Origin of the sequence: Pseudoalteromonas sp. SIMBA_162 (assembly GCF_046535955.1) — a bacterium.
GTDB lineage: Bacteria > Pseudomonadota > Gammaproteobacteria > Enterobacterales > Alteromonadaceae > Pseudoalteromonas > Pseudoalteromonas marina.
Genome location: NZ_JAWJBQ010000005.1, coordinates 44,054 through 62,416, shown reverse-complemented (window position 1 = coordinate 62,416; position 18,363 = coordinate 44,054). Strand labels below are relative to the sequence as shown.

The window sequence follows — 18,363 nt, the reverse complement described above, 5'->3', positions numbered from 1 at the left end:
GTGCAGTAGCGCCAGCTTGTGGTGCTTCCACTTCTTTTTTACTGCACTAATTTGGTTAAGTCACTGTAATATATTGATTATATATCTGGCTTGCATATTGCTATAACAACTACATAACAAATTATACGTTTAAAGTACTCATTTATGCATTGAGTACTTTGAACAAAATAGGTGATTTTAATGCCAAGCAAGCAGCGTGTTGTCGTCGTAGGAAACGGGATGGTTGGGCATCATTTTGTACAGCAGCTAGTATCGCAGCAAGGTGATAACAAAAATGTTGATATTACCGTGCTCAGTGGTGAAGACCGCCTCGCTTATGACCGCGTTCAGCTCTCGTCATTTTTTAACGGCAAAACCGAAGACGATTTAGCACTTACCTGCAGTAAAACCTATCAAGATTGGCAAGTGTGTTTTCATACTCATTCTAAAGTGGTTGATATAAACCGAGATGCAAAAAAGGTTACTACTGCAAAAGGCAAAACATTTGAATACGACAAGCTAATACTGGCAACGGGTTCGTTTGCATTTGTGCCACCCATTCCAGGTAAAGATCGTGATCATTGCCTAGTTTACAGAACCATTAACGATTTACATGCTATAAAAAAATCAGCACAAGATAGTAAAGTCGGCGTTGTTATTGGTGGCGGTTTATTAGGACTAGAAGCAGCCAACGCGTTAAAGCAGCTTGGCTTGCAAACCCATGTAATAGAATTTGCGCCACAACTTATGGGTGTACAAATAGATGGTGCTGGTGGGCGGTTACTAAAAAATAAAATTACTGAACTTGGCGTTAAAGTGCATACCTCAGTGGCTACAGAGCAAATTATTGAGGGTGAAAACAGCCGTTATAAAATGTGCTTTAAAGGTGGTCAAACCCTAGAAACCGACATGATAGTATTTTCGGCCGGTATTCGCCCATACGACAATTTAGCTCGCGAGTTTAATTTAGAATTAGGTGAGCGCGGCGGCATTGTAATAAACAACCATTGCCAAACGAGTGATAAAAACATATACGCAATAGGCGAATGCGCCCTTTGGAATAACTTTATTTTTGGCCTTGTAGCACCGGGCTACGCTATGGCAAAAGTAGCGGCGGGGCATGTTTTAAAGCAGCTTTCTTCAAGTACAGCTTCAAACACACCTTTAAGCAACTATTCAAACAATACTGATGAATTTAGCGGCGCCGATATGAGCACCAAGCTTAAATTAATGGGTGTTGAAGTGGGCTCAATTGGTGATGCCCATGCACGCAGTGAAGGCGCAATTAGCTATTACTTTGAAGATCAGCCAAACGGTATTTACAAAAAAGTAGTCACTAATGAGCAAGGCAATAAGCTCATAGGTGCTGTACTGGTTGGCGATACAAGTGATTACGATAACTTATTGCAGTATCACTTAAATAGTATAGAGCTTAGTGTGCCCGCAGAGTCTTTAATAATGCCGCTTGCAGGTGACGCGGGCGAGCTAAACGCTGATGATTTGCCACAAGATGCCATTATTTGTGCGTGTCACAAGGTTACAAAACACACTATTGAACAAGCGGTTATACAAGGTTGTAGCGATTTAAATAAAGTGCAGCAAGCCACTAAAGCAAGTACGGGGTGTGGAGGCTGTGAAAAACTAGTGCAAAGCGTTATTAGCAGTGCACTTAATAATAAAGTAGCCACGCTAACCCCAGTAGATGAACCTGTATCACAGAGCGCTTAACACTCACAATAAGAGAGCAGTATGGAAACTTTAAACACTTGTTCAAACACGCCTTTGCTTAAACAAACTACCTGCGCTTATTGTGGTGTAGGCTGTGGGGTTGATATTTCATTATTAAATAATACCCCAACCAAACTTGAAGGCACGCGCGAGCACCCCGCTAATTTTGGCCGTTTATGTGTTAAAGGCACGCATTTGCTTGACACCACCGGCGGTGATAACCGCTTAACATCGCCCCTTATTGATAACGAACCCGCTAGCTGGGATATGGCAACTGATTACGTTGCAAATAAATTTAACGCCATTATTAAAGAGCATGGGCCTGAATCGGTTGCGTTTTATGTATCGGGGCAGTTACTTACTGAAGATTACTACGTTGCCAATAAATTAATGAAAGGCTACATAGGTTCAGGCAATATAGATACAAACTCAAGGCTGTGTATGTCATCGGCGGTTGCCGGTTATAAACGTGCATTTGGTGAGGACGTAGTACCATGTACCTATGACGATTTAGAGCAAACTGAGCTACTTATTTTAATTGGCTCAAATGCAGCTTGGACTCACCCGGTACTATACCAGCGTATGGAGCGCGCAAAAAAGCTTAATCCAAACATGAAAGTAGTGGTTATCGACCCGCGAAAAACTGATACAGCCGAACTTGCCGATACCTTTTTAAATATAAAACCAGGCAGCGACGGGGCTCTTTATAACGGCTTACTTACTTATTTAAGTGAACATAACTATTTAGATACGCAATTTATTAACGCGCATACAAACGGCTTTGAAACAGCGCTTGTAGAGGCGAAAAAGTGGAGTGTAAAAGCGGTAAGTGACTTTTGTGATATCGATGCGCAGCTAGTCAGTGACTTTTACGCCTTATTTGCAAAAAGTCCAACCGCCATTAGTTTTTATTCAATGGGTATTAACCAATCAAGCTCAGGGGTTGATAAGTGTAATGCCATTATAAATGCGCATTTAGCGTCGGGTAAATTGTTAAAACCTGGCTGTGGCCCGTTTTCAATAACTGGGCAACCTAATGCAATGGGTGGGCGTGAAGTAGGTGGCTTGGCAAATCAATTAGCAGCACATTTAGACATTGAAAACGACGCGCACCAACAGTTAGTGCAGCGTTTTTGGCAATCACCAACAATAGCTAAAAAAGCAGGGTGTAATGCGATTGATATGTTTGATGAAATGGCCAAAGGGAAAATAAAAGCTATTTGGGTAATGGCAACCAATCCAATGGTAAGCTTACCTAATAACGCAGCAATACAACATGCACTTGAGCAATGTGAGCTGGTGGTTGTGTCTGACTGTATTGCCAAAAGTGATACGCTAAAATTTGCTAATGTGGCGTTTCCCTCAACAGGATGGGGCGAAAAAAACGGCACAGTAACTAACTCAGAGCGCAGAATATCAAGGCAACGCCCGCTAGTTGAGCCTTTCTCAGGAGCTAAAAACGATTGGCAAATAATGTGCTTAGTTGCCAAAAAAATGGGCTTTGAAGGATTTGATTTTACAGACCCCAGTGGCATTTTTGAAGAATGGGCACAACTTACTGATTTCGAAAATAATGGTGATAGGCTATTAAATTTATCAGCCTTGGTAGGGCTTTCGCAGCAGCAGTACGATAACTTAAAACCAGTTATGTGGCCGGTACTAAAAAATGAGCCATATAAAAACGGGCAGGTTTTTGTTAATAATCAATTTAGCACCGCAGATAAAAAAGCCCGCTTTATTCCTATAACGCCCAAACTTCCTGTGCAACAAACGTCAAGCGATTACCCGTTTGTAATGAACTCAGGGCGAATACGCGATCAGTGGCATACAATGAGTCGCACCGGAAAAAGTACAGCCCTTTCTACTCATATAACGCGCCCATATATTGAAATAAACCCCATAGATGCCAGCAAATTAAACATAAAAGCAAACGATTTAATAACTGCCAATGCTAAAACTGGGCAGGTTACAGCTCATGCAAAAGTGACGGATGCTGTGCGTAAAGGCGAATGTTTTATGCCTATTCACTGGAACAAGCAATTTGCCTCATCCGCTACGGTAAGTGGGCTTTATCAATCGGTTGTTGACCCTATATCGGGCCAGCCTGAGTGTAAGCATGGTGCTGTTGATTTATCTAAAGCGCAGTTTGCTCAGTACATGCAAATTTTTAGCAAAACAGAGCTTAAAATAACCAGTGATTTTTGGCTTAAAGTTAACGCAAGTAATTGTGTTAACTACCAGTTAGCGCTCAATGAGCCGCAAAATGATTTGCTTTATTATTGCCAAGCACTGACAGAGTTACAAGGGCAGTGGTCGGCAATGGGCAGTGCAAAAGCCATGCATATTCAATGTATTCAAAACGAGCAGTTAGTGTTTGTTGCGGTTGTTTCGTTAGCTCAAAAAGACATATCACTTGAGTGGATAAATCATTTATTTGCAGAGCCTTTAATAACCTTTAGCCAATTACAGTCATTGCTGTATGCCACGCCCGATGAAGAATTTACCCAAGGCGCGCAAGTATGTAGTTGCTTTAAAGTACGTGAGCAGCCCATTATAAATGCCATTAAAAATGGTGCAAATACAGTGGAACAATTGGGGTCTAAATTAAAATGCGGCACTAACTGTGGGTCGTGTAAAACCCAGTTAAGCCAATTAATAAAGCAGCATACTACGCAAAACGCTAACAGTATTGATGTTGCAGTTGAAATGTAAATTAACAAGGAAGCATATGCTTAATGATCAATTTGGTCGGCAGTTTAACTATTTGCGCCTCTCAATTACCGATGTGTGCAATTTTAGTTGCACCTATTGTTTACCTAACGGGTATCAGTGCGATACCCCGCGTAACTTTTTAAATAAAAACGAAATATACACCTTAGTGAATGCGTTTGCGCAATTAGGCACAAAAAAAGTGCGTATTACGGGCGGTGAGCCGTGTTTACGCAGTGACGTAACCGACATTATAAAGCAGTGTAAAAACACCCCAGGCATAGAAAAAGTCGCCATAACAACCAATGGATTTAACTTATTTAATAAAATTGATGAGTTTTACAGCGCTGGCTTAGATGCGCTAAACATTAGTATAGATAGCTTAAACCCGAGTATGTTTAAATTAATTACAGGACACGACAAGCTAACCCATATTTTAAAAGGGATAGACCGGGCAATTGAGCTGGGCATAAAAGATATAAAAATAAATGCAGTGCTGGCTAAGCAATTTAATAAAAACCAATTGAATGATTTTTTAGACTGGGTAAAACATAAAAAAGTAACGGTACGCTTTATTGAATTAATGGAAACAGGCAATGGTGCCACCTTCTTTGAACAAAACCATTTAAGCGGGCAAAGTGTTAAAACGCAGCTTTTAGCACAAGGTTGGTTACAGGTAGTAAGAGGTAAATTAAACGGCCCTGCAGAGGAGTTTTGTCACCCCGATTTTGAGGGGCGCATTGGCTTAATTATGCCCTACAGTAAAGACTTTTGTAAAAGCTGTAACCGATTAAGAGTATCGTCATTAGGCAAATTGCATTTGTGCTTGTTTGCCGAGCAAGGGATAGATTTACGCCCGCATTTAAATGCGCAAGATATGCCAGCCACTGTAAATGCAATTCAAGCAGCAATGGGCAATAAAACCATTAGCCATGAGCTTGATAAGCGCTTAACGGGCGCCACAACCCATTTAGCAATGTTAGGCGGCTAAAATGAGTGATAAGGCTGTATTCATGGGCGTTGTACTCGCTGGTGGGCAATCATCCAGAATGGGCAGCGATAAAGCAAACCTCATTTTAAAAAATAAAACATTACTGCAAAATGCACGTGAGTTATTAACAGCAGCAGGAGCAAGTGATGTACTTATAAGCCGTAATGTACAAAGTGCTACTGCGCAATACATAGCAGATATATACCCAAGTTCTGGCCCGCTTGGCGGGATTTATTCAACCTTAATGGCAACAGAGCAGGATATACTTGTAACCGCTGTTGATATGCCATTACTTACTTGCACGTTATTATCGCAAATTGTATCTGCAGCAAGCGATAACCCCCATTTTCAAACAAATCAGCCACAAATACATGCGTGGCACTTTGAAAATGAACCGTTACCCCTGTATATTCGTAACACCCAAAGCGTTAAACGTCATTTAAAACAATTACTCATAAACGCAAATAGTCATAAATCAATTAAACAGTTTACCCGTAGTATTGGTGTGCAAACGCTAAAATGTAATAAAGCGCACGCACTTATTAATACCAACACACCGGCGCAATTTAATGCTGTTAACGAACAATTTGACCAACACAAACCTAATCTATTGAGAAGAACCCTATGAGCCACACAACTGAGTCACAAATCGCATTAAACATTGCCGTTATGACAGTAAGCGATACACGCGATGAAATTACGGATACTTCAGGCCATTATTTAATTAAAGCCCTTACTGAAGCAGGCCATCACTTAGCGGATAAAGACATAGTTAAAGATGATGTTTACCAAATGCGAGCAGTTGCATCGCAATGGATTGCCGATGACACCATTCACGCTATTTTAGTAACCGGTGGTACGGGCTTTACCGAGCGCGACTCAACACCAGAGGCATTTGCCCCGTTGTTTGATAAAAGCGTAGATGGATTTGGAGAGCTATTTAGACATATTTCGTACGGCGAAATTGGTAACTCAACTATTCAATCACGTGCGTTGGCGGGCCTTGCCAATAACACCGTTATTTTTTGTATGCCAGGCTCTACGGGTGCATGTAAAACAGCCTGGACAGGTATTATAAAAGATCAATTAGACTCAATGCACAAGCCATGTAACTTTGCCCCGCATATTACTATTGGTAAGAAGTGCGAATCGCGAGAGCAATAATATGCTGAGCCACGTAGATGAAAACGGCCAAGCAAACATGGTTGATGTATCGCTAAAAGAGGTCACTCTACGCGATGCATCTGCCGAGGCCTACATTAAAATGAGCAAACAGGCTTTTGAGCAAGTGTTGCTTAATCAAAATAAAAAAGGTGACGTGCTAGGCGTAGCCCGAATCGCGGGTATTCAGGGCGCTAAAAAGTGCGCCGATTTAATTCCGCTTTGTCATCCGCTTGCACTGAGTAAAGTAGCCGTTGATTTTGAGCTTGATGAAGCTCATAGCCAAATTAAAGTCACCAGCTACTGTAAATTGGCGGGCAAAACGGGCGTTGAAATGGAAGCACTCACCGCTGTGTCTGTGGCGACCCTTACACTATTTGATATGTGTAAAGCCGCCGATCCGCTTATGGAAATACACGGTATGCGTGTAACGCAAAAAGCAGGAGGCAAGCATGGCAGCTGGCAGCGAGACTAATTTAAATAATACGAATGCAGCTGCAGGGCATGTTATCGTACTGTTTTTTGGCCAACTAAAAGAGCGGCTAAAGTGCGACAAGTTAACCGTTGATATAGCGCATACCCTTAGCATTAAAGCGTTTAAACACATGCTGGTTGAGCAAAACCCACATTGGCAGGCATGGCTTGAAGAGCGTGATGTATTGTGTGCGCTTAATCAAACTATGTCATCAAGCGATGAGCTTGTAAAAGCAGGGGATGAACTTGCTTTTTTCCCACCAGTGACAGGTGGCTAATGAGTATAAGTATTAACGTACAAACGCACGATTTTTCAGTAGGCGAGCAACATGGCGCACTTTGTAGTAATAACAAAAGTGATGGTGCCGTAGTTACTTTTACAGGGCTGGTGCGAGAATTTAGCAGCGGCGATAACGTAATCGCCCTTGAACTTGAACACTACCCAGGGATGACGGAGCAACTACTGCAATCGATAGCCGAACAAGCACAAACACGCTGGCAACTTGCTCGCATAAGTATTATTCATCGAGTAGGTTATTTAGCCCTTGGTGAGCAAATTGTATTTGTTGGCGTAACCAGCCGCCACCGCCAAGCCGCGTTTGAAGGCGCACAATTTATAATGGATTACTTAAAAAACCACGCCACATTTTGGAAAAAAGAGCATTTTAAAGACTCCTCAAACTGGGTCGAGTTTAAACAAAGCGACAAGCAAGCACTAAATAAATGGCAAAGTATCGAACAGGATGCAATTTAGTAAATGCATATAATCTCTACCAATATCTCTAAAATAAAAACGGTCGTGCATAACGGCAAAGAGGTCAAAACCGGTATATTTAAAACGCCAACCAATGAGCCGGTTATTATTGAAAAACTAAATATAATAGGTGATGAACAAGCCGATATAGTTAATCACGGCGGTATTGATAAAGCGGTTTATGCGTTTTCGCACAATCATTATGATTACTGGAAACGCACCCTTAAAAATGATGATTTAGCAGTCGGTTCCTTTGGGGAAAACTTTACAATTTTAGAGCTTGATGAGAAAAATATTCATATAGGCGATCGTATTCGTGTAGGTACAGCACTACTTGAAGTAAGCCAGCCGCGAGTGCCGTGCTTTAAGCTTGCCATTGCACTTAATAATAAACAAAGCCTAAAACTGTTTACTCAGTATTACCACACGGGTGTTTATTTTAGAGTGCTTGAGCAAGGGATGGCTAAAACGGGCGATGCCGTGACTATTGAACATAAAGCCAAACACAACATTTCGGTTAAAACGTTGTTTCAGGCGTTTTTTGATAAACAATACCCAGATTATGAAAGCGTATTATTAGCAGCACTTGAACTCCCCGAGCTTGCACTTGAGTGGCAAACTAAAATTAAAAAGAAGCTTTTATTATAACTTCACAAATAATTTATTTTAAAATTAAAAGGTGACTATGCGTGTTTGGGCTCATTAGCCTTTTATTTTTATTCACACTCACTCAGTTCAATTATTTTTTTAGCCACTGCATACAGCGAGCTATGCGATTCCATAGCCTGTTTTTGAAGCTGTTTATGAGCGTGCTCTTCACTTATTTTTAACTGCTCGATTAAAATATATTTAGCTTGATGAATGACTTTTTGTTCGCTTATTAGCTGTTTGGCATCTAATAAAGCTTGGTTTATTTGTTTTATATGTTGTGCTTGTTCAAGTATTAAATCGTACATTGTTTTATTACTACTCAGCTTACTTACCGCCGAATTTGAAGGCTCACCTATTTTAAGAGCGAGTTGTCCATCTGAAACTGGAATATACTCTTGTTCTAGTGAGCTTAATATTTGCTTGTTTGAGTTAAGCTTTCGTTGAGCGCCAGCAATCCGCATCGCTGCGCTATCAATTAAATGGTCGCTAATATTTTGCTCAATTTTATGCATTATATCGATGCGAGTAGTCGTTACCTCATACCACACTTCACTTAACTGAGATAAAGGTTGTGCATTTTGGTCGTCTAGTTTTTGTAGCAGGCTTCTTAGTTGATCAACTTGTTTATTAACCGGGTGCTCTATAAGTGATGAGTAACATTTTAATAAATGATTGTCGGCGTATTCACTAAAGAAGGAAAAACGGTTTTCTTGTTCTTGCATAAAATGAGCAAGTTGCTGTTTTTGTTCGCATGAAAACTTACTTTCGGCAAAGGCTTGAGCGCCACAGGCACGCTCTTGTCCAGCATACTCTTTGCCTTGCATAAAGTTAAAATAAGCCACTAAAAGGCGAATAACTTGCGGATCGTTTGCACCATCGGCTGCTTCTAAAATTATATTTAACAAGCCGGCAATTAGGTTTGTAAATGACTGGGTAGCATGAACGGGTGTAATGTTTTGATTCGCTATTTGATAACGAAGCGAGGGTAATGCGTCGAGTGATTGCAAGCTATGAGAAATTAAATTATACAGCCGCGAATGACCATTTAAGGAGGTGTCGGTAATAAAAGTTGTTTTTAAAGAATTATAAAAATAACGTTGAGTCGTTTGAGTTACCGTTATTTGCTCTTTAAGTTCGCAATTAAATTGTAGGCTTTTAGACGCTAAAAATATATTGCTCATAGCACGTTCTTTCTGCAATTGATGAACAAAGTCGCCTAATTTTGTTAACGACGCACAGCTATTTTGTAATTGTTTTAGCGCGTCTATTTCTTGATATTTAGCCGCAAGTAAAAATTGTTTTGTGAGAGGGTTTGCTGTTTGCATGGAGTTATTTCCGCACTTTTTTGTTTATGAAGTGCAACCTCTATTCCATATATGTAAAGATTTTATTATTCAAATTAAAATCAATTTAAAACAGCTGCTTGTGTATTACTTTAAACTAATAAAGTAAAAACAGATTTATTTTAGTAACACGAAAAGCCCCTTTTTGGTGCATTAAAAAAGAGTTTTGCCACACGGTGTACCGGTATTAAAAAACGCGCTTATTCCTGGGGAAGAATAAGCACGGATAGTGCGTTAAGCGTTAACATGTTGCACTAAAAGCGCTGGGTCAATATTCATTGTATGATTAACTACTTCACCAATGATAATGAGCGTTGGCCCCATTAACGTAGCTACTGATTCATTATTCGATATATCGTTAATAGACCCTGTTATTATTTTTTGGTTAGTTGTTGTTGCATTTTCTATTAAGGCAATAGAAGTGTTGTCGGGCCAACCTACTGATTTTAAGCCTTCACATAATTCGTTAAGCCTACTCAGCCCCATGTAAACAACAAGTGTTGGGTTGTTTTTACCTTGCATAAATGTGTAATTTTGCCAATTAGGTAACTTTTTAGGATCGGCAAATTGAGCGGTTAAAAAAGTTACACTGCGAGCTACATCACGAGCAGTTAAGGGAATACCCGTATATGCCGATGCAGCGCAAGCGGTTGTCACACCAGGAACAATTGCAAAACTAATATTATTTTGTGTTAGCGCGTCAGCTTCTTCATTTATACGAGCAAAAATGCTCGGGTCGCCGCCTTTTAAGCGCACTACATTTAACCCTTGTTGAGCATACTTAACTAAAAGATCACAAATATTCGCTTGCGACATAGAGTGTTTACCAGCGCGTTTGCCTACGAATACTCGCTGTGCTTTTTTAGGTAGTGTGTTTAGTAAATCTTCACTTACTAGCCAGTCATACAAAATAATATCGGCAGATTGAATTAATCGCTGAGCTTTAACTGTAATTAGCTCGGCATCGCCTGGGCCTGCACCAATAATATAAACATGGCCATTTTTAGCTTTTTTGTCGGTAAACTTAACCCCATTGGTTAGCTTGTTAATTACTTTGTTTAACCAGATGTTTTCAACACCTGAAAAATAAGAGAGCACACTCATAATTATTCCTCTAAGCTACAGCTGCTATTGCTTTAGGCTCAGCGTTTATAAATACGTTGCCGTCTTCAATTTTAATATCAAACACGGGGACTTGAATTGACTCATCTTCAAAACATTGGCCTGTTTCTAAACAGAAATGCTGTTTATATAAAGGTGAAGCCACAACAAATTTATTACTGAAAGAGCCTATAATTCCGCGCGATAACACATTCGCTTTACCGATAGGATCATAGTTACCGACTGCGAATAAAGGGCATTCATTTTGTGGTAGGTAAAAAATAGCCACTTGTTGGTTTTTAACTAGTGCGCATACGCCGCTGTTAGCAACAAGGCAATCGGTTGTTCCAATATTATGCCAAGACATCAGCTTGCTCCTCTTGTATTTCTGTTACCGCAATACGGTTTTGATTTATCTGTTGTTCGCGTTTTTCAGCGTCTGTAGCTGGGCGAATTTGATTACGTTCTTGCACAAACAAAATGTTGTCATCGGTTTGTGGGCTATTAACAAATTGGCGAAAGCGTTTTGTTGCTTCTGGATTGTCTACTGTTTTTTTCCACTCACATGCGTATGTATTCGCTACCAAATCCATTTGTTCTTCAAGCTCTCGACAAATACCTAAACTGTCGTCAATCACTACACTTTTGAGGTAATCAAGGCCGCCCTCTAAGTTCTCCATCCATACTGAAGTACGCTGTAACTTGTCGGCGGTTTTTATGTAAAACATCAATACACGGTCAATGTATTTTATAAGCGTGGTTGTATCTAAGTCGGTAGCAAATAAGTCTGCATGGCGAGGGCGCATACCACCGTTACCACACACGTATAAGTTCCAGCCATTTTCAGTTGCTATGATACCAATGTCTTTACTTTGTGCTTCAGCACATTCGCGGGTACAACCTGACACTGCCATTTTAATTTTATGAGGAGAGCGCAATCCTTTATAGCGGTTTTCGATATCGATGGCATGACCTACACTGTCTTGTACGCCATAACGACACCATGTACTTCCTACGCACGACTTAACCGTTCTCAGAGACTTACCATAAGCGTGACCTGTCTCAAAGCCAGCTTCAATCAGTCTTTCCCAAATAACAGGCAGCTCTTCTAATCGTGCACCAAATAAATCGATGCGTTGTCCGCCAGTCACTTTACAATAAAGATTAAAGTCTTTAGCTACTTGACCGATGACAATGAGTTTGTCGGGTGTAATTTCACCACCAGCAATACGCGGTACAACAGAGTAAGAGCCGTCTTTTTGCATATTGGCAAGGAAGGTGTCGTTTGTATCTTGAAGACCTACATGTGTTGGCTCTAGGATAAAATCGTTCCATGTTGAGGCTAAAATAGAGGCCACTGCGGGTTTACATATTTCACAGCCATGGCCGCTGCCATGTTTAGCTATTAAATCATCAAAGGTTTTGATGCTTTCTACTTTAACCACATGGAGTAATTCTTGACGCGAATACGCGAAGTGCTCACAGAGGTGATTATTTACTTCAACGCCTCGACTCGCTAGTTCGTCGTCAACTACCGATTTAAGTAACGCTGCACAACCACCGCAACCGCTGGCAGCTTTGGTGCATGATTTAACTGAGGCTAAATCGCAAGAGCCACCATCAATAGCTCCCACAATGTCGCCTTTACTCACGTTATGACACGAACAAATAGTGGCTGTATCGGGTAGGGCGCTGCCCGCAAGAGAAGGGGCGCCGGTGCTATCTGGTAAAATTAAACATTCAGGGTGCTCTGGTAAGTCCATGTCGTTTAACATGTATTGAAGTAGCGTATCGTAATCACTGGTATCGCCAACAAGGACAGCGCCTAAAAGCTTATCGCCAGTTTCATTTAATATAATTTTTTTGTAGCAATCTCTAATTGGATCTTGATAAATGAGCTCTTTGCAGTTGGGCGTTTTTGCATGTGCATCACCAATAGATCCGACTTCTACACCTAGTAGTTTTAATTTAGTGCTCATATCTGCACCTAAAAACTCAAGCTCGCCGCCACTTAGCTGGCTTGCTGCAACGCGAGCCATGTTGTAACCCGGAGCCACTAAGCCAAATAACTTTTTGTCCCATAGGGCACATTCGCCAATAGCCAAAATATCAGGGTCTGATGTTTGGCACTGGTTATTGATGACTATACCGCCACGCTCCCCAAGCTCTAGATCAGCCACTTTACCTAGCTGATCATAAGGACGAATACCGGCAGAGAATAAAATTAAGTCGGTTTCTAAATAAGTGTCGTCTGAAAAGTTTAATCTAAAGCGGCTAGTTTCACCTTTAACTATTTCGCTGGTCGCTTTTGATGTATGAACAGTCACACCCAGTTTTTCTATTTTATTTTTTAATAGCGTGCCGCCTTGCTCGTCTAGCTGGACAGCCATAAGCTGCGGCGCAAATTCAACAACATGTGTATCAAGTCCTAATTGTTTAATGGCGTTCGCGGCTTCAAGTCCTAATAAACCACCACCAATAACTACACCACTTTTACTGGCTGCGGCACTGGCTTTTATTTGCTCTAAATCTTCTAGGGTGCGATAAACTAAACAATGTGGTTGATCGTTTCCCTTAATCGGCGGGACAAACGGGAACGAGCCCGTAGCAAGTACAAGCTTATCGTACGGGTATTGATCGCCTGTTTGAGTATTAACAACTTTGTTTACTCTATCTATGCCTTCAACCCATTGGTTAGTGAATACATTAATATTGAGTTGTTGATAATTTTCTAAAGTTGTTAGCGCTAAATCGTTTGCTGTTTTACCATCAAATACGCTTGATAAATAAACACGGTCGTAAGCTAGATTTGCTTCACCACACAAAACGGTGATGTTTGCGTTAGCATCGCTTTGGCGCATTTTTTCTACAAAATGATGTCCGACCATACCATTGCCAATTATTAGTATTTTTTGCGCGGTTTGCATTAGGCATTCCTTCAGTGACGGTTTAAATTTTACACACAAAAAAGCCCGTCACGATTGTAATTAAATACAATTGTGTACGGGCCTCTTTGCCTCTGGTTGCTTTTTCAACCAATATGTATGCCGTTAATTAACGTGCTTAGTGTTCAATAAAGCAATAACCTAGCCATAAGTTTAAGTTGTTGATTAATAGTGATATTAATGTTCTTTTAGGGTTTAGAGATTTAAAAACGAACACTTTAGGTGCAAGGTTAGTACTAATTAGTGCAGTAAAAAATATATTTAATGGTTTTAAAATGAGTGAGAGTTATCCCCATTGTTTTGTTAAATTGTGGGAGATACTCATATGGGTATGTTGCGTGCAACATCCATTTAACCAGTGATAAGCGCTAACGTGTTTTTTAGCTATGTAGTTAACTATTAATGAAAGCGAGCAGGGTAATCATAGTTATATAGAAGCCAACGCCTAGCGCAATAACCGGCACTACTTTTTTGGATTTTCCTTGTTTAAAACTAGCATAATCTTTAAATTCCATTCTATAGCTTCCAAACGTTATAACTTTTAACAGCATACAACCTGTTGTATAAAACAAGAAACCGAAGGCTGTTTCAATTAAAAGCCATAAAAATATATCTGTAACAATGCTCATTTTTCCCCCTTAATCAAAAAGCTCAGCTAATTAGCGTAAACCAATAATAGTAAAGCATAGTTATTGGTAAAAAATAGTACTTAAATTGTAAGTAAACGTGCGAGTGTATTCTCTCACATTTTGCAAAATGCAAACTTGTCAATTGCAAACTGCATTAGGATTATGCTGAATTGATTTTATTTTTAATAAATTCATATGGTTAAGTTTTGGAATAGACCCTGCAACAGTTTAATTACTTAACTTTTTAAGGGCTAAATTATGAAACTAAATAAACTTGCAACAGCATGCTTAGTTATATTTCCATGCGCTGTGCTCAGTCAACCATTCGAGTCCTGCCCTAGCCAGGCATTTTTAATGCAAGATGCTAACGCGCAACTATACGGAATAGATTTAGTTTCAGCTAAACCTACCGTTTTAGCATCGCAGCTAACGTTCGCTAACGAATTAAATACTAACAGCGTTAATGCAGTCGGTTTTAATTATAAAGATCAATACATGTACGGTTACAGTAAGCAATCACCAGGCAGTGTGGTTCAACTTGGTAGTGACTTTCAAATGAACCGACTAAATGTACAAGGTTTACCCGCCACTAATTTTTACGTCGGTGATATACAAGTTGTAGGTGAGGGCAATGACCAACGGGCTACCTATTATGTTTATCATCCTAACTTTGGCCTGTATGGTATTAATTTAGATGGTGATTTAAATGCATCTATTACGGCAAGTTTGTTACCCAATACAAACACTTGGAAATTGTCTATTTATGACTTTGCTTTTCACCCAGCTAGTAACCTTTTATATGCGGTTGAGCCAAATGGTAATTTATACGAAATAGATATTGCAGGAAATACCCATACGTTAATTACTCAAGTTGATGTAGGCGATGATACTGGTGCATTTGGCGCGGCTTATTTTGATGTGAAGGGGCAATTTTATTTTAGTAACAATAAAAGCGGTAAAATCCATAAAGTTGATTTAAGTGTTAGCCCAGTCGTTGGCTACACCCCGGTGGCAAATGTGTTTACATCGGGGCCTAAATCAAGTCAAAACGACGGTGCGCGCTGTGCCATTGCGGAAGTAAAAGTCACTGACAGCTCAATTGATTTTGGTGACGCGCCAGCGCCATACAACACAAGCCTTGAGCAAAGTGGCGCAAGGCATTTATTTGACCCTGATAGTACCGGTTCAGATTTAATTTATTTAGGAAGCTCGGTGGATGGTGAAAACGTTAATACCAATGCCGATTTACTATTGTCTCCTATTGACGATTCAGACGATGGCGTAAGTTTTGTAACGGCGATTTCGGCAGGGCAAGACTCGCAAATTATTGTTAACGCGTCTGCTTCTGGCTTTTTATATGCGTGGTTTGATTGGGACCAAAATGGCCGTTTTACTGAAGACGAAAGAATGGTAACTAAACGTGCCATAAATGAAGGCGATAACAGCATTTTAATCACGGTGCCAAGTAACACTAAAGCGGGCCAAACATGGGCTCGATTCAGAGTCACCGATGGCACAGAGGCGTCGCTGATCACGGCAACAGGCGGTGTGCTGGGCGGCGAAGTAGAAGATTACGAAATTACCACTTATGCAAGTGCCGTATACCCTGGCGAAAATGATTGGGTAACCCTTGCATTTGAGGATAGATGGCCGTTTGCGGGTGATTACGACTTTAATGATTTAGTACTCAATTACAGAACCACACAGCTTATGGAAGGCAGTAATGTGGTTGGCTATAAAATTGATGGTCAACTAATTGGTATTGGAGCCACATACCATAATGGCTTTGCTGTGAGATTAAAAGAAACTGTCAATAATACCACTCACACTATTTTACGAGACGAAGTCGATGAAGATGCAATTAGCTTTATTATTGACGGGCAACCGCAAACAGCGAGTCCTTTGGAGGCAGGTAGAAACGAAGCTATCCTCATTTTCATGCAAGATACCTGGGCTCACGTTTCAAAAGAGTCGGGCTGTAGTTACTTTAGAACAGAAGATAATTGCGATGAAAACGTTAAAGTTACCTTTAGCATGAGCATTCCTCTAAAAGAACCAAAAGCGAAAAGTGCATCTCCCGGTACGCTACTTGACCCGTTTATTTTTGCAACTAATGGCTTTTACCACGGTGATTTTTTAGTCGGTAAAAACGCCCGAGGATGGGAAGTACACATTAAAAACCAGGCACCAACTGAAGCGTTTGATACATCACTCTACAGCGTTACAAACGCAGATGATGCCAGCGTACAAAGTAATGGTTTGTATTTTCTTAACGAAAACGGTTTACCGTGGGCAATGGAGGTCGGTATGCAATGGCTGCATCCCCTTGAAGGGGTAGACATAACCGACGCTTACGGTAGTTTTGCTGACTTTGCTCAATCATCGGGTAAACAAAAGCCAACGTGGTTTAACGATTACAGTATTAGTAATGTTGTTGTAAGAGGGGAACAGTAATGAAAAAATCACTATTAATTTTATCACTATCAATAGGGTTAACAGCATGTGGCGGCGGTGGTTCAGAAGAGACAAAAGCACCAGCAGTCGCGACGGTATCTTCTACCTCTACACCAGCAAATAATCCAACAGGGATTAACGCAATCACTGTTGATAACGAATTTAATTTATCTACTAAATATTCACTTGATGTTGATGTTGACCTAGGGATGGGCGATGTAAGAGCCTACTTAAATGTGTGCCAAAAAAAGGTGGCATCTCAACGAGCAGATTATAACAACTGTATTTACAGAGGGCCTCTTAGTAATACCGCTCTCGATACGCAATTAGTGTTAAGCAATCAAGATATTGAACTGATTGCTGAAATTTGGTTTTACGATGAGTCGACCGAACCGCTTTTATTCACTTGGCAGTACGAACCTGCTCAAGCGCAACAACAGTTTGTTATCCGATAATAGTTATTAAAAAGGTTAGGTTTAAAAAGTAATGTCAAATATCCCAGAAAGTAATAATCCGCACTATTTAGTTTTGCGGATTATTTTTATATGTGCAGCAGCCGTATTTATCTTACTCGCGTTTAATCCCTTCACTAGCTTTTATGCCGATGTGTTTTCATCTTTACGAATACAGATGTTAATTGCGGCGTTGATATGTGGGTGCGCACTTGTGTTGTTAAAACTGTACAAATTAGCTGCAGTGATAATCATACTTTGCGCGCTGGGGCTAGGCCCTATTTTGGTGTCTTTTCCCGTAACATCGTCTGTTAATTCAGAGGCTTTATCAATCAAGCAAATTAATGTTAATTATAGTAATAAATACCTTTCAACACATTTACTAAGTTTGCGTGATGAAAGTTGGGATGTACTGATTTTACAAGAGTTTAGTGACAAAAATCGCCACCTGTTAACTCAATTTATAACCACTACCGACATGTTTGGCTATGAGGAGGTTGAAGGAATACCCTATGGTATGGTTGTTTTATCGCGAATACCTATGGTTTATAAGCAACAAGTTAAATTAGATGGCGACAAGTTAGGGTATTTAAAACTTAAGTTTATGGTGGGTAATACGGTGTTGACTACGTTTATTGCGCACCCGCCTTCACCACGCTCTAAACGTCATTGGCAAAATAGAAATACGCTATTGGCGGCATTAAAGCTTTCAACACAAAATGAAAAGGGCGCATGGCTCGTCGCAGGGGATTTAAATGTAGTACCTTGGTCTTCATATTTTGAGTGGCAGCAAGCTCAAACCTGCTTTGGGCAACATCGATACTCAAGCTTTATGCCTTTTAAAAAAGGGCACTCTATTTTGACTGGCTTACCTATAGATCACTGTGTAATGAGCGAACAAGTTTTATTACAAAGCCTAGTGGTCACGGACTTTAAAGGCAGTGATCACAAAATGTTAAGCTATAAAATAAGTCTAAAATAAAAGGCGCTCA

General features: G+C 40.3%; 17 protein-coding genes. 12 read left to right on the top strand and 5 right to left on the bottom strand.

Features of this window, described 5'->3' with window-relative positions; all coding sequences use genetic code 11:
* Nucleotides 1-180 precede the first annotated feature (180 nt).
* From R0J88_RS05170 to R0J88_RS05130, 9 genes are read left to right on the top strand one after another with little or no spacing between them, the layout of a single operon-like run.
* Nucleotides 181-1,707: an FAD-dependent oxidoreductase gene (locus R0J88_RS05170; protein ID WP_410899305.1), complete on the top strand. Its 1,527-nt coding sequence runs from the start codon at nt 181-183 to the stop codon at nt 1,705-1,707.
* A 21-nt stretch (nt 1,708-1,728) separates the two neighbouring features.
* On the top strand, nt 1,729-4,419 hold the full coding sequence (locus tag R0J88_RS05165) for a molybdopterin-dependent oxidoreductase (protein ID WP_410899304.1): 2,691 nt from the start codon (nt 1,729-1,731) through the stop codon (nt 4,417-4,419).
* A 16-nt stretch (nt 4,420-4,435) separates the two neighbouring features.
* A complete protein-coding gene (moaA, locus tag R0J88_RS05160; RefSeq protein ID WP_410899303.1) occupies nt 4,436-5,407 on the top strand; it encodes a GTP 3',8-cyclase MoaA in 972 nt (323 codons plus the stop codon).
* A gap of 1 nt (nt 5,408) precedes the next feature.
* The gene (locus R0J88_RS05155) at nt 5,409-6,035 is read left to right on the top strand and encodes a molybdenum cofactor guanylyltransferase (RefSeq protein WP_410899302.1); all 627 of its coding nucleotides are present in this window, start codon (nt 5,409-5,411) and stop codon (nt 6,033-6,035) included.
* Complete coding sequence (gene moaB / locus R0J88_RS05150; RefSeq protein WP_004587753.1) at nt 6,032-6,571, top strand: molybdenum cofactor biosynthesis protein B; 540 nt, start codon at nt 6,032-6,034, stop codon at nt 6,569-6,571. Before R0J88_RS05155 ends, moaB begins: the two co-directional genes overlap by 4 nt.
* A 1-nt stretch (nt 6,572) precedes the next feature.
* On the top strand, nt 6,573-7,043 hold the full coding sequence (gene moaC / locus R0J88_RS05145) for a cyclic pyranopterin monophosphate synthase MoaC (protein ID WP_006794371.1): 471 nt from the start codon (nt 6,573-6,575) through the stop codon (nt 7,041-7,043).
* Nucleotides 7,021-7,320, top strand: a complete 300-nt coding sequence (locus tag R0J88_RS05140; protein WP_006794370.1) for a MoaD/ThiS family protein — start codon at nt 7,021-7,023, stop codon at nt 7,318-7,320. Before moaC ends, R0J88_RS05140 begins: the two co-directional genes overlap by 23 nt.
* Nucleotides 7,320-7,796, top strand: a complete 477-nt coding sequence (moaE, locus tag R0J88_RS05135; protein ID WP_410899301.1) for a molybdopterin synthase catalytic subunit MoaE — start codon at nt 7,320-7,322, stop codon at nt 7,794-7,796. The genes R0J88_RS05140 and moaE overlap by 1 nt, the downstream gene beginning before the upstream one ends.
* Before the next feature lie 3 nt (nt 7,797-7,799).
* A complete protein-coding gene (locus R0J88_RS05130) occupies nt 7,800-8,444 on the top strand; it encodes an MOSC domain-containing protein (protein ID WP_410899300.1) in 645 nt (214 codons plus the stop codon).
* A gap of 68 nt (nt 8,445-8,512) precedes the next feature.
* Here R0J88_RS05130 and R0J88_RS05125 read toward each other — a convergent pair whose 3' ends face one another.
* The 5 genes from R0J88_RS05125 to R0J88_RS05105 all read right to left on the bottom strand — a co-directional run bounded on the left by R0J88_RS05125 (nt 8,513) and on the right by R0J88_RS05105 (nt 14,465).
* Entirely contained in the window at nt 8,513-9,772 is a 1,260-nt protein-coding gene (locus R0J88_RS05125; RefSeq protein WP_006792920.1) for a nitrate- and nitrite sensing domain-containing protein, read from the bottom strand.
* Nucleotides 9,773-10,024: 252 nt separating this feature from the next.
* The gene (gene cobA, locus R0J88_RS05120; RefSeq protein ID WP_276755261.1) at nt 10,025-10,894 is read right to left on the bottom strand and encodes a uroporphyrinogen-III C-methyltransferase; all 870 of its coding nucleotides are present in this window, start codon (nt 10,892-10,894) and stop codon (nt 10,025-10,027) included.
* A gap of 10 nt (nt 10,895-10,904) precedes the next feature.
* Nucleotides 10,905-11,258, bottom strand: coding sequence for a nitrite reductase small subunit NirD (gene nirD, locus R0J88_RS05115; RefSeq protein ID WP_305398424.1), 354 nt, complete (start codon nt 11,256-11,258; stop codon nt 10,905-10,907).
* Entirely contained in the window at nt 11,245-13,818 is a 2,574-nt protein-coding gene (gene nirB, locus R0J88_RS05110) for a nitrite reductase large subunit NirB (protein WP_410899299.1), read from the bottom strand. The genes nirD and nirB overlap by 14 nt, the downstream gene beginning before the upstream one ends.
* A gap of 410 nt (nt 13,819-14,228) precedes the next feature.
* Nucleotides 14,229-14,465 (bottom strand): hypothetical protein, encoded by a 237-nt coding sequence (locus R0J88_RS05105; protein WP_410899298.1) that lies wholly within the window; start codon nt 14,463-14,465, stop codon nt 14,229-14,231.
* 258 nt (nt 14,466-14,723) lie between these two features.
* On the opposite strand from R0J88_RS05105, the gene R0J88_RS05100 reads away from it, so the two are divergent.
* The 3 genes from R0J88_RS05100 (at nt 14,724) to R0J88_RS05090 (ending at nt 18,353) form a co-directional block, all read left to right on the top strand.
* Nucleotides 14,724-16,919, top strand: coding sequence for an LruC domain-containing protein (locus R0J88_RS05100; RefSeq protein ID WP_410899297.1), 2,196 nt, complete (start codon nt 14,724-14,726; stop codon nt 16,917-16,919).
* Complete coding sequence (locus R0J88_RS05095) at nt 16,919-17,374, top strand: hypothetical protein (RefSeq protein WP_410899296.1); 456 nt, start codon at nt 16,919-16,921, stop codon at nt 17,372-17,374. The genes R0J88_RS05100 and R0J88_RS05095 overlap by 1 nt, the downstream gene beginning before the upstream one ends.
* 283 nt (nt 17,375-17,657) lie before the next feature.
* A complete protein-coding gene (locus R0J88_RS05090; protein ID WP_410899295.1) occupies nt 17,658-18,353 on the top strand; it encodes an endonuclease/exonuclease/phosphatase family protein in 696 nt (231 codons plus the stop codon).
* Nucleotides 18,354-18,363: the final 10 nt, after the last annotated feature.